This is a genomic window from Cryobacterium sp. Sr8 (genome assembly GCF_004403225.1).
Taxonomy (GTDB): Bacteria; Actinomycetota; Actinomycetes; order Actinomycetales; family Microbacteriaceae; genus Cryobacterium; species Cryobacterium psychrotolerans.
This window is the reverse complement of record NZ_SOHO01000005.1, coordinates 1-18,001: the sequence shown is the minus strand read 5'-3', so window position 1 is coordinate 18,001 and position 18,001 is coordinate 1. Positions and strand designations below refer to the sequence as shown.

The window sequence follows — 18,001 nt, the reverse complement described above, 5'->3', positions numbered from 1 at the left end:
GAGGTCATCGATGAGGCGGTGATCCTCCCCGAACTCGCCGCCGCCTAAACTAGAACAACTGACCCGCACGGTGTTGAGAAACTCCACCACTCAGCGGGACGTGACCCCAGACTTTCGCGTCTCTGTTTGGTTCTCGACCCGATCAGCTGACATTTCTCACGATACGGACCCGATTCGGCTCGGCCGTAGAGCCTTAAGTCCTCGGTTTCGCACTTTCGGGTGTGCTTGCCACACCGGAAGCGACGTCTGTCTCGGTGGTGGCCCACAGCCCAGAAGGCAGGCCGGGGACTTCACCCAGCTCGAACACACTGGACTTTATGCTCTAGTTCGGCTGCGTCCCGGCGCGCGACAATGGTCTGAACAGGCGAACCCGTTGCCGGGGCCAATCGCGTTCGCTTCTGTGGGCAGCGATGTACTCGCGGACTTGGTGAAGGAGAAACATGGATGAGGCATCAACGTCGTTGTCTGGTGAAGCGCAAAATTCTGGATCCCCGATCCGAGTGTTCATCCTTGACGACCATGAGCTGGTGAGGCGCGGGCTGCGGGAGCTGCTGGCGGAGGAGGGCTTCGAGGTTGTCGGGGACACGGGCTCGGCACAAGAGGCAACCGAAAGGATTCTGGCTCTGCGGCCGGACGTGGCAATTCTGGATGGTCGACTCCCGGACGGCACCGGTGTTGAGGTGTGCCGCAATGTGCGGTCAAGCGCATCAGCGGTCCAGTGCCTCATCCTGACGAGTTACGACGATGACCAGGCGCGGAGCGGTGCTGTCCTGGCCGGCGCCGCGGGCTACGTGCTCAAAGAGATTCACAGTGCCGATCTGCTCGACAAGATACGTCGGGCCGCGGCCCATGAGACTCTTTTCGACCCTGAGGTCAGGGCGCGGATCATTGAGAACCTCGCGGACCCGAATCTGCGGGATCCGCGGTCGGCGCCGCTGACCGATCAGGAACGGAGGGTACTCAGCCTGATCGGTGAGGGGCTCACGAACCGGGAGATCAGCAATGCGATGTTCCTGACCGAGAAAACGGTCAAGAACTATGTGTCGTCGATGCTGGCGAAGATGGGATTCCACCGCCGCACTCAGGCGGCGGTCTTCGTCGCGAGGGGCGGGGACAAGCCGCGACGCTAAACCCTGCGGATCGGCGCGGACCACACGAGGCGGGTTCCTTCGCCCGGGACGCTCGACACGGCCGTACGCCCGCCGCAGGCTTTTGCTCGATGTTCGAGGTTGTCGAGGCCGCTGCGCTTGACTGTTCCCGAGAAGCCGTGTCCGTTGTCGGAGATGAGGAGCTTCACCCGGCCTTGCCCGACCTTCACGGAAACGTCGATCGAGGTTGCCCCGGAGTGGCGCGCGGCATTGCTGAGTCCTTCGGAAATGACGGCCAGCAGGTTCTCCGACAGGAGGACTCCGATATCCTCGCTGAGAGGTCCTGAGAGAAGCACGCGCGGAGAGAAAGGAAGCCAGTCCGTCTTGTCCTTGATGGCACTCAGGATTCGGCTATTCAAGGTCTCTGTTGTGGGGGAGATTCCGCTGAGTGAGTGAATGGTGCGTCTCACTTCGCGAATGGTGTCATCCAATTCTTCTGTGACCGTCTCGATTCGCTCGAGGGCTCTGACGTCGCTTGTGAAATGACGGATGCCCTGCAGGCTCAGACCGGCCGCAAAGATCCGCTGAATAACGACGTCATGCAGGTCGCGGGCGATCCGGTCACGGTCGCCGAAAACGGCCTGCTGCTCTCTCGCCCGGTTGATCTGGGTCAGTTCGAGCGCCATCGCCACATGCGCGCCGAACACGGCGCCCATCTCGACGTCGGTCGGACCGAATCCTGAGGATCCGGCGCGCCGGGAGAGCACCAACACCCCACCTCGCCCCCCGCGACGGTGGACCGCCGCCATCAGCGTTGGGCCCATCGCCGGCCCCTCGTCGCCGGCACCGACGCCAATCCGACTGAAAACGAGTGGAGACTCCCGCAACGCCATCGCTGCCCCCCGGATTTCCAGTTCGGCCAGAGCGGAGGCACGGATAGCCGCCACGCGGCCAACGAGAGCCGCCGCGCCTGGCCCCGCGGCCGCTACGCACGACATCTGGCTGTTCTCCTCCGTCGGGAACCCGAGGAAAGCGAAGTCCGCCCCGGTTTCGAGCATGGCCCGCCGGGCTACGAGATCGAGGCCCTCCTGGTTTTCGTTATCGACAGAGTCCAAGATCCCTCTGGCCACGTCCACGCCGGCCTCGAGTTGCTTCCTGCGCAGTTCGGACTTCTCGAAAAGACGCGCGTTCTCGATGGCGACGCCCGCCGCTGCGGCCAGCGCGACCACCAGTTCCTCGTCCTCCGAAGTGAAATCGCCCCCGCCATGCTTCGCGGTGAGGTACAAATTCCCGAACACAACATCCCGAACACGGACGGGAACACCCAGAAACGACACCATCGGTGGATGGTTCGGCGGAAACCCCGCAGCCGCGGGATGCTCACCCAAGTCGTGCAAGCGGAGCGGCCGTGGCTCGCGGATGAGTAAGCCCAGAACCCCATGCCCGGTCGGAAGCGGCCCAACGAGCTTCGTCGTTTCAGCGTCGAAACCGACCGTGATGAACTGGTCCAGGGACCCGTCATCGCCAATCACACCCAGTGCCCCAAATTCTGCATCCACGAGCTGGCAGGCCATCCTGACCAACCGTTCCAGCACGACCTCCAGGCTCAGGCCCTCGGCAACGATGGACAGAGCCCCAACTAGACCGCGCATACGGTCAACGACCACTGCGAGCTCCTCAGCAGGAGTCGCCACCCCAGGCCGGAGACCCTCACTCCCCAGGACACGGGTACCCGGCACAGTCTGATCGTGATGCCGATCCATCATGCTCTGGCTCCGCATGCTCGTTATCGCTTCGACCAGCGCTCATCCACGGCGGCCACGGTCTGGCTTGCTCTCCCCGCAACCCTCTCATGTGCAAGCCAAAACCTTGCGGCACTTTTGCGTGGTTTGACACACACCATCTGAAACATTCCACATCAGCGCCTGACTCTCGCCTCCGTCAAGTTGTCCCCGAGGCGAACGTAACTCGGAAACATTCGGCGTGACGGTAAATCCACAGCCCGATCAGCCCGATCAGCCCGGTACGTCCTGTCCCTGGACTGGCATTCCGCTGGTCTGTCCGCTCGATCGTATAAAGAAGCTCGGACCGGCGCGCTCCTGCTTCGTGCGGAGCCCCCAAGCGTCAACACGTTAATCTCACGCCGCCCCGGAGCTGAGTGAATTGAGAAGTTGGCGTCAACGCCGTGGACAAAATCTAAGTCGGGAGGACTGACGCAAACGATGCGACCGCGGATTCGAAACGATCAAACATGAGATGCCGTCGTGGCGCCTCCATGTTCATGACTTCAAAAACAGGACCACGTTTCTCAATGTAACCGAGCACCTTCTCGGGCGACCTTTCATTCCGCCGGCGATCACCCACACGCCACTCATGATCGGACAGACTGCAGACCTCGAGATCTGCCGCTGCGCACGGTTCATGCCACTGATTCGACACTGAATCTCCTTCGTGGGGAGTAATACGGACCGGCGCTGCCTCGACCGGCTCCGATGCCGCTCCCGGCTCCACCCAACATATCCCTCAATCATCACGGCGCCCCAGGTGCCGTGAATACAGCGGCTATCCGCTGTCGTTCTGGAAGCTACTGAGCATCGGAGGCCCATCGGCCTGCTTGATGTTCTGATTGACGTGGAGCACGTCGGCTCCATGAAGCCACGCCATCACCCGAACGCGGATACCGCGGCCACCCGCTCGCCCGGGTCCACTCACGCCAAACAGGGGCCGGATCGACACGTGCGCCCTCCGAGGACGAGCCCTCGGGGTGCTGCTCCTCGTGGATTATTCGGCCAACCACGACGCGATGGGCCTCGTCGGAGCCTGCGGTGACAAGGCCGCGATGCAGTCGTTCTTCGCGCTACTGCAGAAGAACGTCTTCGACCAGAAGCGGTGGGCAACCAGGGAAGACCTGCGCCTCGCGAGCGCGGCCCGGCGAGCGAAATCATCAGCATGTCCGAGGGCGCACCGGGGGCCGAGCCCGGCAGCACCGAGCCCGACACGACCGAGGTGGTCGATTACCTGCTCAACCGCACCCAGAACCTGTCCCTGACCAGTTACCCCACCCTCTTCAAGACGAAGGCGGAGCCTGACTCCCTCGGCTGGAACGGCCTGGACCTTGCGTAGGGGCGAGCCCGTCAGCAGCCGCTAGTGCTTCTTGATGTGCGAAACGGCATCCGTTGTGGTTTCGGTCATGCCCTTGGCCCGCTTGTCGGCGCGCTTCTCTTTGATGGATCGGCCCGGCTTCTTGTCGTGGTGCCGGTGCGGTGATTTGTCAGGCATTTCGTGCTCCCTAACTACGGGCCCGGGATGACTCCACGATGACCCGCACCCAAAACGGTACGCCGATTCCGAGCGAATGTCACCAGCCAAACGATGCAGAAACCGTGCGGCGCGCAAGACCGAAAACGGGGGACAGACTCCCCGTTCGGGGGCTCCCCCCGGGCCGTGCCGCGCTTTTAGGTTCAGGATGGGCGATCACTGGATCACCGCGGCGGTTGTCTACGCCAAACGAAAAGGCACACTCGTCGTAAGGCGGGGTCGCAAAGGCACGGGACCTTCGGGTTAGCCGGCCCACCGAAATGGATGGAACGTCCCGGATGACTGCTCAGGCCTTGTTCGTAGTGCCCACCAAACCGGCCAACATCAACCCAGCCGACACCAGGCCAGCGGATACGAGGCCAGTCGGCATCACGGCTGCCGCACGCGCTCGCCCGATCGGCACGGCGGGTCGGCGCCGGATCCTACACGCCTTCCTGATCCAGACCCTCGGCTACACCGGCGACGACGCGCGCGGTGAGATGGAGAATCTGGAGCGCAGCGTCTCCGACGCGATCGTGGAGCGCATGGACAATCACCTCCGGGCATCCAGCCCCGTAACCCCGACCTCGCCCCCGGCTCCGGTTCGCCCGGTTCGCCCCGTCGGGATGAAGCTCACCGATGCCACAGCTGGCGGGGAGATGGCCATCGTGCGCGTATCCGACGCCGCGCCGACCCTGCTCACCTACCTGGCGGCGCTGGGCCTGGCCGCCGGAACGCGACTCACGGTGCGGAAGCGCCGCTCGAACTCCGCGGTCATGACGATCCAGATCCGGGGTCAGGCCGAAAAGATCCACCTCGGCAGTGTGGCCTCCGATGCCCTCTGGGTCGAAAGAACCGCGGCGGCCTGAGCCGTGGCGGTCTGACGGCACGAATTCAATCGCACCCCACCTACGTCTCCCCCACCCGCACGGATCCAAGGAAATGTCATGAAAAGTTCGCTCCCGGTCACGCTCACCCTTCACCATGCCGATGCGTCACAGCCGCCGGCGGTCGTTGTGGTCAGTTCGAACCAGCACGGGCAGCTGCCCGCCGTTCTCGTTGACCCAGTTGACCACAATGGGCGGGTTGTGTCGGGGATGTGGCTCGGGGACGCCCTCGGCGACCGAGCCGATGGAACGTCCTACCTTCAACTGCATCCACAATTCCGCTGACGCTTCGTGGCGAGATGTTGCCGCAGGGCGCCTTGTTTGCCTCAACGTTCATGCTGGAGTCACTGGGGGTTTGAGTAGCGCGGCAAGGGTGGAACGATGACAGATTTCAGCCGCCGCTCCATGTTCACCGTTGCCATTGCCGCTGCCGGTCTCGCCGTCGCCGCACCTGGTGCCGCCCGGGCCGCCCAGGCTGCCCGTCCCGCGGCCATCCCCCTGGTTCGGAACCGTTTGACCTTGCCCAGCGGGATATCCACGGGCGACGTGACCACCGATTCCGGAGTCCTTTGGTCCCGCGGGTCCGGACAGGGTCTGCTGGTCGCTACCCTGCGCGCGGTAGACGACGGCGGGTCTCCGCTGGGCGGCGGCCGTGCCTTTGAGCGCGTCTTACGAGGCAGTCTTGCCAGTGAAGCCACCGATTTTACGTCCAGAATCAACTCTCGGAACCTTCCGTCGGGAACGCGTTTTGCCCTCAGCCTCCAGTTTGAGGATGTGGACGGGAACCTCGGTGAGGCTGCGCAGGGCTCCTTCAGCACGGCACCGGGCCAGGGCCGGCGCGGCAGCGGTTCCGCCCCGCGGGGCCAGAGCTTTGTCTGGACTGGCGACACCGCCGGCCAGGGGTGGGGCATCAATGAGGAGATCGGTGGCATGCGTGGTTACGCCGCGATGCACGCTACACGACCGGACTTTTTCATTCACTCGGGGGACACCATCTACGCAGACGGTCCCATCCAGGCCCAGGTGACCGAACGGGACGGGAAGCTGTGGCGGAACATCGTCACCGAGGAGGTGTCCAAGGTGGCCGAGACGCTGAAGGAGTACCGGGGGCGGCACCGCTACAACCATCTGGACGCCAATCTCCGGGCCATGTACGCGGAGGTTCCGGTGATCGCCCAATGGGATGACCATGAGACGCATAACAACTGGTACGCCGGCCAGATCCTGACCGATGCCCGCTACACCGAGCGGCGCGTTGATGTTCTGGCTGCCCGCGCCCGCCAGGCTTGGCAGGAGAACCAGCCCATTGCCCAGCTGACCGACGGCAGCACCGGGTTTGAACCGGCGCGCATTTACCGCAAGATCTCCCGGGGACCACAGCTGGACATCTTCTGCCTGGATATGCGCACCTTCAAGGACCCCAACACCGATGGCAAGGAAGCCCAGCAGACCAACATTCTCGGCCAGGAACAGGTCGACTGGCTCATCCGGGAGGTGAAGCAGTCCACGGCCACCTGGAAGGTGATCGCGGCGGACCTGCCGCTTGGCCTCATAGTTCCGGACGGCCCGGTGAACCAGGAGTCTCTGGCCAACCGGGACAACGGTGCTCCGCTGGGCAAGGAGCTGGAGATTGCGGGCGTGCTTTCCGCCTTCAAACGCCACCGGGTGAGGAACGTCGTTTGGCTCACCGCGGATGTCCACTATTGCGCGGCGCACCACTATTCGCCGGAACGGGCGGTCTTCCAGGACTTCGACCCGTTCTGGGAGTTCGTGGCTGGGCCTATCAACGCCGGCAGCTTCGGTCCCAACCAGATGGATGGAACCTTTGGTCCCAGCGTGGAGTTTTCCCAGGCCGGCAGCTACGCCAACGAGTCACCTCGCAGCGGCGAGAACCAGTACTTCGGCCACGTGGATCTTAGTGAAGAGGACGTGATTTCTGTGAGTTTGCGCAACGCCAACGGTGCGGTGGTCTGGAGTAAGGAACTCCATCCCGAGCGCTAATCCCAGCGGACTCGGCAGCGATGCTGCCGGTAGCGGTGGTCACGACGGCGCTCCTGGAAGTCGTGCGGCATCGTCATCGCCTACCTTAACAAGGTCGGGCTGGTGGCGCGCGAGCGCTTCGCCTGCCCCATGATCGTGTAATTCCACCACCGCTAGCCACTGCCGCCCCAAAGTGGTCACAAAACCCTTGACGGCTTCATCCCGCCGGAGTGTATTGGTGTCTCCTGTGCAACCGGGGGCGACGTGGGCGAAGACGACATGGGCAAAGATGGGCCGGACCGCTGTGATCTCGGTATAGCCGAACTCTCCCCCACAGAATGGTGGGTATGCGATCGGATGATCGCCAACGGGGATCCGTCGGCTAGTCCCGGTGCGGGGAGTCCGCGCGCTCGGCGATCTTGAGTCGGCGGCTATCCGTTGGCGGCAAAGGAGCGAGCGGCCGCGATGACTGTCTGGCCGATTTCGTCCAGCGGCTCGACACGCAAAAGAGCTGCGGGGTACCTGTCGCCCAGTTCCCGGTTCATTCCTTGGAACCACGCTTAGATCATCTTGGCACTCTCACGCTGAATCAGGATGCCGGTCACGTGGTACGCCGTGCGGAGCCGTTGCACGACGTCGGCACCGGGCGCGCGGGCGCCACCACTGACGATCCCACAACAGCGCGTGATCGCATCAGGAACTTGCTGGTTGAGCACGGAGCACGGCCGAGGACGAACAACTCACCGATCGGGGTCAGAGCCGAACGCTAGGCCGATCTCGCAATCCCACGGATATTGTCTGCAGGTTCAGCCGGTCGCCAACGGGCAGCGCGAGCCGTTTCGGAACGGGGTTTCGAACGGACTGACTCCTGGGGAAATAGCTAAGGCCCACGGCAATCGCGGTGGGCGCTCGTTCCACAAAGCAATGCCACCGCAAGTCGACTCGAACGGTGTGCTCTGATGAGGTGGGCGTCTTACCTGCACCGATCGCGCGGGTCAGAACGAACCGTCTCGGACTCATGCCGCCAGAGCGGGCCCGGTCAGGCGCCTCGGGGCCACAGCGCATGCAAGTGGTGCACCGGACCGTGGCCGTGGCCGACGTCGAGGGCATCCGCGGCGAGCAGGGCGCCTGTCAGGTAGTCCTTCGCATCCGTCACCGCGCCAGCCCAATCCGGGCGTTGGGGACGCAGCGCCGCGATTGCCGCCGAGAGTGTGCAGCCCGTGCCGTGCGTGTTCCGGGTCGGCACGCGCGGAGCACGAAGCCGGGTGATCGTCCCGTCCAGTAGGAGGAGATCCACGCTCTCGGCGCCGCCGAGGTGACCGCCCGTGATGAGCACGCCAGGGCACAGCCGATGGAGCCGCTCCAGCTGGCCGAGCGCCTCCTCCTCGCTGACTGCTGCCTCGTCCTCGCCAAGCAGGGCGGCGGCCTCTGCCAGGTTCGGCGTGACGAGGTCGACGACAGGCAGGAGCTCCTCTCTCAGCGCGGCCAGCGCGTCGCCAGCGAGCAACTGGTCTCCGCTCGTAGCGACCATGACCGGGTCGAGCACAATGAAGGCCGGCCGATGTCGCAGGAGCGTGGCCGCGACCGCCGCGACGATGCCGGCCGTGCCCAGCATGCCGATCTTGACCGCATCGATGCGAACGTCGTCGAAAAGCGTGTCGAGTTGTGCGGTGACAAAGGCCGGGGGAAGGTGGTGGCTCGCTGCCACCCCCTGGGTGTCCTGGGCGACCACCGCGCTGATGACACTCGCGCCGTACACGCCCAGGGCCGAGAACGTCTTCAGATCCGCCTGGCTGCCGGCACCGCCACTGGGGTCGGTGCCGGCGATGCTCAGGACGTTGAAGATCATCGGCGGGGCAGTTGGAGCGATGCTCAGATCGCCCTGATCGGCAGGTACACCGAGCTGCCCATGCGGGCGAATTCCGCGGATTTGTCGGCCATCCCCGCCTCGATCGCCTCCAGGCTGGAGAGCCCATTCTCTTCCGCGTACGCCCGGACATCGGCGGAGATGCGCATGGAGCAGAATTTCGGCCCGCACATGGAGCAGAAGTGGGCGGTCTTCGCGGGCTCTGCCGGCAGCGTCTCGTCATGGAAGCTGCGGGCGGTGTCGGGGTCCAGGGATAGCGCGAATTGGTCATTCCAGCGGAATTCGAACCGTGCCTTGCTGAGGGCGTCGTCGCGTTCCTGGGCCCGCGGATGCTGTTTGGCCAGGTCCGCGGAGTGAGCCGCGATCTTGTAGGTGATGACTCCCGTTTTCACATCGTCACGGTTGGGCAGCCCCAGGTGTTCCTTCGGCGTGACGTAGCAGAGCATCGCCGTCCCGGCCTGGGCGATGATGGCCGCGCCGATGGCGGAGGTGATGTGGTCGTAGGCGGGCGCGATGTCGGTTGCCAGCGGGCCGAGCGTGTAGAAGGGGGCCTCCTCACAGAGCTCTTCCTCCAGCCTCACGTTCTCCACGATCTTGTGCATCGGCACATGCCCGGGACCCTCGATCATGACCTGCACGCCATGCGACTTCGCGATCCTGGTCAGTTCCCCGAGAGTGCGCAGCTCGGCGAACTGGGCCTCGTCGTTGGCGTCGGCGATGGAGCCGGGGCGGAGCCCGTCACCGAGGGAGAATGTGACGTCATAGCGCCGCAGGATCTCGCACAGGTCGACGAAGTGGGTGTAGAGGAAACTCTCCTCGTGGTGGGCCAGGCACCAGGCGGCCATGATCGACCCGCCGCGCGACACGATTCCGGTGACCCGCTTGGCCGTCAGCGGCACGTAGCGCAGGAGCACTCCGGCGTGGACCGTCATGTAGTCGACGCCCTGCTCGCATTGCTCGATCACGGTGTCGCGGTAGATTTCCCAGGTCAGCTTGGCCGGGTCGCCGTTGACCTTCTCGACCGCCTGGTACAGGGGTACGGTGCCTACGGGGATGGGGGAGTTGCGCATAATCCATTCCCGGGTCAGGTGAATGTCTTTGCCCGTTGACAGGTCCATCAGCGTGTCGGCGCCCCAGCGGGCGGCCCACACCATCTTTTCGACTTCTTCGGCGATTGACGAGGTGACTGCGGAGTTGCCGATGTTTGCGTTGATCTTCACGGCGAACGCCTTGCCGATGATCATGGGCTCGCTCTCGGGGTGCTTGTGGTTCGCCGGGATGACCGCCCGGCCGCGGGCGACCTCGTCCCGCACAAGTTCCGCAGGCAACCCTTCCCGGGCGGCGATGTACGCCATCTCGGGCGTGATGATTCCGGCCCGGGCCCAGACCAGCTGCGTGGCGGCGCCGTCGATGGGCTCCGGTCGCTCCCACTCGTCCCGCATCTTCGGCAATCCGGCATCCAGATCGATTTCGGTGCCCTCGTCGGTGTAGGGGCCCGAGGTGTCGTACAGGTCGAAGTGCTCGTCGTTGCTCAGGTTCACCCGCCGGACCGGTACGGTCATCCCCGGGAATCCGGGTACCAACTCGTACCTTTTCGTGCTTCCCCAGATGGCTCCAGTGGTCACTGTGGACACAGTTGTAGCGTCGTTTGTTCGCATTCTGCAGATCTCCCTACGCCGGCATTACCCGGACAGGTTCAACGGTCGACGGCCCTGGCCGTCCTCTCAGCTCGCTGGTGCGAGCTCCCGTGGTTAGTGGTTGAACCATCAACCCTACCGGTCGATTCCGCCTGGCGCATCGGCAGGCCAGCCCCCATGACCTTTCCCCACGCCAGCAGGCCGCCCTGCAGGTGTGTCGTCCGTGCGTAGCCCCGCCGCTGCAGCTCGGCCAGCGTGTCATGCGAACGGCTCCCGGCCTGGCAGTACAGGACGATGTCCCGATTCCGGGAAAGTTCGCCGAGCGCTTCGCCCGACAGGATGCGACCCTGCGCAACCAGCCGGGATCCGTGAATGTGGCCAAGCGCATATTCCGCCGCTTCCCTGACGTCGATCAGGTCGAAGTCCTGGTGACCGGCGTCCCGGGCTGCCAGGCGGTCGCGCAATTCCCGAACGGTGATGGCGCGGGCGTCGCCCGCCTCGTCTCGCGGGGCAACCCCGCAGAGTCGTTCGTAGTCGACCAGTTCGGTGATCGGGTTGCGGGCGGGGTCTCTGGCAATCGTGATCTCCCGCCAGGACGAGGCCAGCGCGTTGAACAGCAGTACGCGTCCCAGCAGTGTCCGTCCGGCTCCGGTGATCAGTTTGACCGCATCCGCCGCCATCACCCCGCCGATGGCGGCGCAGAGCAGGCCCAGGACGCCGCCTTCCGAGCAGGAGAGGGCCGATCCGGCTGAGGGGGCCTCGGGGTACAGGTCTCGGTAGCTCGGCCCGTGTTTCTCCCAGAAGACACTGACCTGCCCGTCGAAGCGTGTGTTTTGTCAACTTGAAGCCGGCCATTTGAGCGATAAGAAACCTGCCAGTGTGGCGTGGTTTCCGGCCAGTTGAGCACGGTGGTCAGAACGTCCGGTTTCCGGGTTCGTTTTCGTCGCCGTCATCGGCGGGGGCGTCGGTGTTTCCGTTGCTCCATCCCGCTTCGGGATCGAGGAAGTCGGCAGGCCATGGGGCTGGTCGTCCGTTGTCGTCCCACCAGCCCGTGTCGGCGCCGTTTGTGAGGATGTTCAGGTCGTCTTCGAGGGTGCACCCGAAGGGGTGCGAGGGCCGCGTTTCTGCATCGTTCATGGATGATTCCTTCTGCTGTCGATGTGTTTTAGTCATGGCTGGCGCGGTTACGGGGGCTATTTCATGAGGGCGTGTTTGACCCGGTAGGACTCGCCACGGAACTGCAGGAGCCGGCCGTGGTGAACGATGCGGTCGATGACGGCAGCGGCCATGTTGTCGTCGCCGAACACCGTTCCCCATCGGGAGAACTCGAGGTTCGTGGTGATGATCAGGCTTCGTTTTTCATAGCCGTCGGCGATGACGTGGAACAGGAGCCTGGCGCCCTCGGTATCGATCGGTAGATATCCCAGTTCGTCGATGGCCACGAGCTTGTTCTTCGCGATGGATGCCAGCTCTCGGTCGAGGCGGCCTTCGTCTTTGGCGCGGCGCAGCTGCATGACTAACGAGGACGTGGTGAAGAAGCGTGCTGGGATCCCTTCGCGGCAGGCGGCGGCTACCAGCGCGGTCGCGAGGTGTGTTTTGCCGGTGCCGACGTCGCCGTAGAGGACGAGGTCTTCGGCCTGGTTGATGAACTCCAGCGAGGTCAGCGCGTCACGGCCGTAGTCTTCGGGAAACTTGACGTTGGAGTAGTCAAACCCGCTCAGCGACTTCAACGCCGGCAAACGTGCCGCGGTCAGCAGTCGTTGGCGGCGTGATTCCTGCCGGGATTCGTGCTCGGCCAGGAGCATTCCGTGGAGGTATTCGCGTTGTTTCGGGGTGCCTTTCTCGGCCCATTCCGCCAGCACCGTGCCGGTCAATGATGACTGCCGGCCGGTCTCGATGATGTCGTGGACGGTGACCAGGCTCATGCGATTTCTCCGGTCATAGTGTTCACGGTGGTGAAGATGTCATAGACGCTCAAATCCACGTTCTCTACCGTCGGCGTGGTGCCGTCAGCGAGCCGGCGGGCGAGCATGCCCAACGCGGCCATGTCCGGGGCATCTCCGCGCTGGATCAGCAGGTCGGCGGCGCGGATCGCAGCGTCGAAACCGGCCGATCCCGACGCGGCGTCCACGGCGTTCAGGAGCCGGCGCCGGTTGGTGGCCGTGGCCATATCAAGCCAGTCCCGCACGGGCTCTGAGACCAGGGCCCGTAACGGGGAATGACCCCAGGCTCCGGGCTTGGTCACCAGCAACGGCAGCAGCGACGCGGGTTCGAAGATCGTCTCGGTCTGGCGGCCGAAGGCCCGCGGGAACGAGCGGACGGGCGTGGCCTGCTCATCGAGAATCTCGACCACATCGTGCCGCAACCCCACCGTGAGAGTGCGACTGTGGAAGGCGGACCCGGCCGCGTAGGGGTTCCCGTCAATGAGGAGGTTCCCGGTCTTATCGGCGGTGCGGGTCTCGTAACGCACCGGGTCGAACCCGACCCCCGGCAACGCCAGGCTGGCGGCGACGTCCTGGGTGAAGAGCTCGCCCACCGGCAGGCCCTTGCGATAGTGCACGGCCGCAGCCAACGCCAGGCACCGCGCCAACAGCACCTCGTTGAGGCCCTGCAGGGTGGCCGCTTCCGGCTCGGGGACCATCAGGTTGCGCCGGAGGAACCCGACCGCGTTTTCCACGTTGCCCTTCTCATGACCCGAGTACGGGTTGCAGTACCTGGACTCGGACCGGTAGTGCAGCTTGAACGCGCCGAACAGTTTGGTCTCGGCGACCTTGGTCCCCACTCGTCGCCCAATCCCGGTGGCGTTGTCAAAGACCAGGTGCCGGGGCGCGGCGCCGATGTGGTCGAACACGGTGCGCAGCCCGTGGCAGACACACTCCGCTGTTTCTCCCCGGTAGGCCTGCACGAAGCGCATGTTCGAGAACGGGAACGTGACCACGAAGATATGCAAAACCTGCCGGATCCCCGCGATGACGGCCTCAGCCTGACCGAAATCGACCTGCGCGGTGCCAGCTGGCCAAACAAGTTCCGTGAAGCCCTCGCCGGCCCGACGGTGCTGAACGTTCCACTTCCTCACGAAGCGTTGCACCGGCGAATAACTTCCGATGAAACCTTCCTCGGCGACGAGACGATCAAAGACCCGCTTGGCCGTGTGGCGTTGCTTACGCGGCCGACGCTGGTCCTCGCCCAACCACAATTCAATGGTGTCTTCGAAGCCGGTCAAGACCGAGCCCGCAGGCCGGGCCACGGGCACCGTGGGCTTCGGCGAGTAGTCCTGTTGCCCGATGTACTTCGTCACCGCGTCGCGGCTGACCCCCAACCGGCGGGCGATTTCACCGCCCGCGATTCCTTGGGAATCGAGAGTTCTGATATTTTCTTGCACGGACATGGGTACCGTCATCTGCTTTCTAGTTCCTTCCGGCGCGACCGCTTGGCAGTAGCTACGCCGTAAGGAACCTATCTGGGGGTGGCGGGCCCATGTCTCCAACGCACGGGAGAAGGGCCGCGGCCACCGGTGATCTCTGTCTCTGCGGATTCCCCAAAACCAACGTCTTGACGGGGCATCGCCTGGCCTGATTCTTAGCGCTCTTTCGGCAGGAAACCGGCCACTAACTTGGCAGGATTCCAGCGCCGAAACGGCCTACAAAGAGTTGATCACACACAGCCACCCGCACGTTGACCCGACCGCTGGTCAGCATCTGCAGGTTGCGGGTACGGCGGATTAGGGGGAGGACTCCCGTTCCGGCGCGGACTCGTCCAAAATATCTGCGCGTCGTGTGACCATGAATTCTGAGATGCGGCGACGATCCATCGCAGTCACGGGGTCTGAGGAGGATCGGTACGGAAATTCACGGTAAGGGATCCGGTGGCTGTTGAATTGGTGCCATGGTGGTCGATTTCCTAAGTGATGAGCAGGCCGCCGGGTTCGGCCGATTCCCTGATGAGGTGTCGCAGGAAGACCTGGAACGCTTCTGCTGGTTGGACGATGGCCGATCTGTCGGTAGCCGGCCGCCGCCGGGGGATGCACAACCGCCTGGGATTCGCTGTGCAGCTGGCTACGGTGCGGGTCGTGGGTCGGTTCCTGACGGATCCGTTGGATGTTCCCTGGCCGGTGGTCGAGTCCTTGGCCGGACAGCTGGGCATGGCGGATGCCTCCGTCCTCAAGCTCTACGCGCAGCGGGGACAGACCGGTTACGAGCATGCAGCGGAGATCTCCGCCGTCTACGGGTACGTTGACTTCGCCGATCCGGCCAGGCACGAGGAACTGAAGCTGTTCCTGTCGGCCCGGGCGTGGACGTCGGCGGAGGGGCCGGTGCGCCTGTTTGAACGGGCGGCGGTCTGGCTGCGCGAGCGGAAGGTCCTTCTTCCGGGCGTCTCCACATTGACGCGCCTGGTCTCAGAGGTCCGTGCCGGCGCGAATGACCGGCTCTATGCCGTGCTGATTGACGCGGCCGGGCCCTCCCTGATCCAGGAGTTGGAGGGCCTGCTTCGCGTCGCGGACGGCTCGAGGCTGACCGCGTGGGAACGGCTGCGGACGGGGCCCTCAAGGGAGCTGCTGCGGCAGCTGGACCGGCTGGCACGCCTGCGGGCCCTGGGCGCGGGGACCGTTGACGTGGAAACGATACCCGCGGGCCGGATGAACGCCCTGGCCCGCTACGGGCTGGCAGGCAAGGCATCGGCGCTTCAGGGGCTATCGGGCCAACGCCGGGGCGCGACCCTGCTCGGGGTCTGAGTAGTAATGGAACGGAAACGTGCGCTAAGGGGTGGGCGTACGGGTGAGGTAGCCGTAGATCGTTGATCGGGGGACGTTGAGCGTTTTCCGTCCGAGGAGAATATGGCCGCAGAGGTGCCCTCAGGCAGGGTCGGGGTGGACGGCGAGCGGGGCCGTTTCTCAGGCTTCGGCGTTTCGATCGGTTACCGTGGAGGATGTTCTTTCGGCGGGTCAATTCGCTTTGCTGATGGCAGCAACGGAGGTGATATGACGCGGGATGGCACTGCACGCCGCACGGCTGCACCCGGGAGACTGTCACCTGTCGTTGCGTTACTCGCCTTGGCTGTGATGCTTGTTGGTATTTTCGCCACTCTTTCCCAGGCCACCGGGCATGACATGCACGCCACGGTTCCGTCGTCTTCCGCGGCGGCCAGTTCACTCGAGGAGGCTGCGGGTCTGCCGGCCGTGGCGGTGGTGGCTCCCGCGGCCGTGTTGATGTCTTCAGGCGCGCATGACGGCTCGTTGGATTGTGGTTTGCTCGCGCTGGCGTGTGTGCTATTCCTTACCCTCGTTGCCTTGGTCGTTGTGGCTCGGCGGATAGCTGTGTATCGACAACATCTCGATGCCGGTGGCGTCTCGCTCGGCCTAAAGCGCGCAGTCGTTTTGCCGATTCATCGGCCCAGCCTCACTCTTCTTTCCATCTGTCGCGTTTAGACCGAGTTGCCGCTCTGGTGCCAGACCTGGCGTCGGAGCTCCGCCTTGCCCACGGCCATCCGGTCTCCTAACGCGTGACGACGAGCTCACGAGGCGTCTCTCTTCGCTAGATTCACCCCGCCGCACAGCGCCATGTGGGCGCTGTCGGTGCCGCTCATTGGCATCATGGCCCTTTAGCAGATGCGCCACGAGCGAGACAGACGCGAGTGGCGCGCGTATAGACGGGTGTTGAATCCGTTTGAACACACTCGCGGGCTCGGGGCGGATCCCTCACATGAAACGCCTATGCGGCCACTCACCACGGCCTGTGGCGTACAAAAACTATTCCAGAAAAGAAAGCGCACCACTATGAAGAAGAATCAACCTAAACTCCGGCACGTCGTCCCAAACTACGCGGTATACATGGGACTTTTCATTGGCACCGGATTCCTTTCAGGCTCAATTGTGCACTTTCCGATAGATCCAGTGCGATTCTCAATAATTGGATTTATCGGAGCGGCGGTATTTGTTGCCTCGTCGACAATCAACGAAATCACCATGCAGGAACGGAAGCTGTCTCCTGCCGAAATATTCAAACTCATTGCATTTTCGATCGTGCTTGCACTAGGCGTAGGTATGATCAGCGGCGGCGTTCAGCACTTTGATGAGGTGCCGGAATACGCGAGCATACTCATCCCGCTAGGCGTACTACTCTCGCTAGTCGGTTATGTACTTCAACATGGAATTGACCTCCATAAAGTACAGACCTTCAAGCTCGGATTCGCAACGGTTATCGTGGTGGCAATCCTCGGCGTTTCACTGAATGCATATGCACAAACGTTCACGCAGAGTGAGGACGGCCACGGCGAGGAATCGTCTGAAACGCACGAGATGGCGCCAACCGATTCAGGAGCACCATCAGCTCCCGAAGTGTCGCCTGACGGACACAGCCACTAGCCATAGAAAATGGCAGCCCAGATATTGCGACCGCGCCTGAGAATCTGGGAACAGTAGACGCGAAGCGCGCACGGTGACCGGCCGCACAGGTCACATCTGCGTTTGTGCGGGTGCCGCATCAGGCAGATTGTCGATGAGATGAGGGTGTAGCGCGTCTCGTAAGGTGACGATGAAGGTGGGGTACGCGTCGCGATCGGCACGTGGCGCGGCCCCACCACGAGGTGGCCCCTACCCCGGGCGGAGTGTGGCAATCAAGAGTGGCTTACATGACCTTGTGGCGGCAGAATCGCGAACTTGCTCACCGTTGAATATTCGTCTCTGAGGGGTCCACCTGTGGTGCGGGTCAGAGCCGCTGCTCTAGACCACGGATCGTGTCGTTCAGAGCCACTGTTGGCGTGGATGAGAGCCACCTGAAAAGCTCCTTCCACCACGTGAGGGCCACGTGGTGGAACGTCTTACGGGCGGGTTTATCCGGCGCCGACGACGAAGGTCCCGATGGCAGTCCTGCCGTCTTCCTCGTAGACCGGGATGCTCACCGTCTTGCCTTCGTTTTCTTCCTGCCAGCGCAGCGCGTCCTCGGGGCTCTCGAAATGCTCGGCAGCGGCTGTTCCATCTGCCGCCTCCAGGTCGGCCCTCTTGACGTAGCCGTCGTCCCGGCCGTTCGTGGCGACTACTGCGATCAGGTCGGGGATCCCATTCTCGTTCTGGCCGCCATAGGTGTCCCCGTCCGCGTTGACGCCCCACGTGGTGGTTGGCCTTGACCCCGGAGAGTGGACACGGGTTAAGCGGCGAGTTGGATCTCTGCGGCCTGTGATGAGTATTGCATCTCGAAGTCAACGGGGGTGACATGCCCGATCGAGGAGTGGCGCCGGCGGCGGTTGTAG

General features: G+C 63.7%; 14 protein-coding genes, 2 pseudogenes and 2 riboswitches. Of the genes and pseudogenes, 7 read left to right on the top strand and 9 right to left on the bottom strand.

Translation table 11 applies throughout. The features are described from left to right. The first annotated feature begins 440 nt into the window (after positions 1–440). On the top strand, positions 441–1,130 hold the full coding sequence (locus tag E3T54_RS00275) for a response regulator transcription factor (RefSeq protein WP_134474075.1): 690 nt from the start codon (positions 441–443) through the stop codon (positions 1,128–1,130). On the opposite strand, the gene E3T54_RS00270 is transcribed toward E3T54_RS00275, so the two are convergent. After that, on the bottom strand, positions 1,127–2,755 hold the full coding sequence (locus E3T54_RS00270; RefSeq protein WP_241976969.1) for a GAF domain-containing protein: 1,629 nt from the start codon (positions 2,753–2,755) through the stop codon (positions 1,127–1,129). The genes E3T54_RS00275 and E3T54_RS00270 overlap by 4 nt on opposite strands. A 1,133-nt stretch (positions 2,756–3,888) precedes the next feature. Between E3T54_RS00270 and E3T54_RS00265 the strand changes: the two are divergent. Further along, positions 3,889–4,008 (top strand): annotated as a pseudogene (locus E3T54_RS00265) (IS3 family transposase); the annotation flags it as partial. Positions 4,009–4,037: 29 nt separating this feature from the next. Next, positions 4,038–4,211 carry a hypothetical protein gene (locus E3T54_RS16600; RefSeq protein WP_166804777.1) on the top strand — a complete coding sequence of 58 codons (174 nt, stop codon included), beginning with the start codon at positions 4,038–4,040 and terminating at the stop codon, positions 4,209–4,211. A gap of 21 nt (positions 4,212–4,232) precedes the next feature. Here the strand turns inward: E3T54_RS16600 and E3T54_RS17510 are convergent, their stop codons facing one another. Then, positions 4,233–4,367, bottom strand: a complete 135-nt coding sequence (locus E3T54_RS17510) for a hypothetical protein (protein ID WP_255452788.1) — start codon at positions 4,365–4,367, stop codon at positions 4,233–4,235. 225 nt (positions 4,368–4,592) lie between these two features. Further along, positions 4,593–4,666: riboswitch (cyclic di-GMP riboswitch) on the top strand. Between the two features lie 18 nt (positions 4,667–4,684). Here E3T54_RS17510 and E3T54_RS00260 point away from each other — a divergent pair. Continuing rightward, the gene (locus tag E3T54_RS00260) at positions 4,685–5,254 is read left to right on the top strand and encodes a FeoA domain-containing protein (RefSeq protein WP_166804779.1); all 570 of its coding nucleotides are present in this window, start codon (positions 4,685–4,687) and stop codon (positions 5,252–5,254) included. Between the two features lie 126 nt (positions 5,255–5,380). Here the strand turns inward: E3T54_RS00260 and E3T54_RS16595 are convergent, their stop codons facing one another. Next, positions 5,381–5,542 (bottom strand): hypothetical protein, encoded by a 162-nt coding sequence (locus tag E3T54_RS16595; protein ID WP_166804778.1) that lies wholly within the window; start codon positions 5,540–5,542, stop codon positions 5,381–5,383. Positions 5,543–5,653: 111 nt separating this feature from the next. Between E3T54_RS16595 and E3T54_RS00255 the strand changes: the two genes are divergently transcribed. Continuing rightward, positions 5,654–7,273: an alkaline phosphatase gene (locus tag E3T54_RS00255; protein ID WP_134474073.1), complete on the top strand. Its 1,620-nt coding sequence runs from the start codon at positions 5,654–5,656 to the stop codon at positions 7,271–7,273. Positions 7,274–8,291: 1,018 nt separating this feature from the next. On the opposite strand, the gene thiD is transcribed toward E3T54_RS00255, so the two are convergent. From thiD to istA, 6 genes and pseudogenes are all read right to left on the bottom strand, one after another. Further along, positions 8,292–9,101 carry a bifunctional hydroxymethylpyrimidine kinase/phosphomethylpyrimidine kinase gene (thiD, locus tag E3T54_RS00250; protein WP_134474072.1) on the bottom strand — a complete coding sequence of 270 codons (810 nt, stop codon included), beginning with the start codon at positions 9,099–9,101 and terminating at the stop codon, positions 8,292–8,294. Between the two features lie 23 nt (positions 9,102–9,124). Continuing rightward, positions 9,125–10,777 carry a phosphomethylpyrimidine synthase ThiC gene (gene thiC / locus E3T54_RS00245; protein ID WP_134474071.1) on the bottom strand — a complete coding sequence of 551 codons (1,653 nt, stop codon included), beginning with the start codon at positions 10,775–10,777 and terminating at the stop codon, positions 9,125–9,127. Continuing rightward, positions 10,771–10,878: riboswitch (TPP riboswitch) on the bottom strand. Its footprint overlaps the gene before it by 7 nt. A gap of 123 nt (positions 10,879–11,001) precedes the next feature. After that, positions 11,002–11,526 (bottom strand): annotated as a pseudogene (locus E3T54_RS00240) (rhodanese-like domain-containing protein); the annotation flags it as partial. Positions 11,527–11,668: 142 nt separating this feature from the next. Beyond that, positions 11,669–11,893, bottom strand: coding sequence for a hypothetical protein (locus E3T54_RS00235; RefSeq protein ID WP_134474070.1), 225 nt, complete (start codon positions 11,891–11,893; stop codon positions 11,669–11,671). 56 nt (positions 11,894–11,949) lie between these two features. Further along, positions 11,950–12,681, bottom strand: a complete 732-nt coding sequence (gene istB / locus E3T54_RS00230) for an IS21-like element helper ATPase IstB (RefSeq protein ID WP_174844371.1) — start codon at positions 12,679–12,681, stop codon at positions 11,950–11,952. Beyond that, entirely contained in the window at positions 12,678–14,144 is a 1,467-nt protein-coding gene (istA, locus tag E3T54_RS00225; RefSeq protein WP_134474076.1) for an IS21 family transposase, read from the bottom strand. Before istA ends, istB begins: the two co-directional genes overlap by 4 nt. Before the next feature lie 597 nt (positions 14,145–14,741). On the opposite strand from istA, the gene E3T54_RS00220 reads away from it, so the two are divergent. Both E3T54_RS00220 and E3T54_RS00215 read left to right on the top strand, forming a co-directional pair. Further along, positions 14,742–15,488 (top strand): DUF4158 domain-containing protein, encoded by a 747-nt coding sequence (locus E3T54_RS00220; RefSeq protein ID WP_241976967.1) that lies wholly within the window; start codon positions 14,742–14,744, stop codon positions 15,486–15,488. 1,041 nt (positions 15,489–16,529) lie between these two features. Further along, positions 16,530–17,117, top strand: coding sequence for a hypothetical protein (locus E3T54_RS00215; protein ID WP_134474069.1), 588 nt, complete (start codon positions 16,530–16,532; stop codon positions 17,115–17,117). Positions 17,118–18,001: the final 884 nt, after the last annotated feature.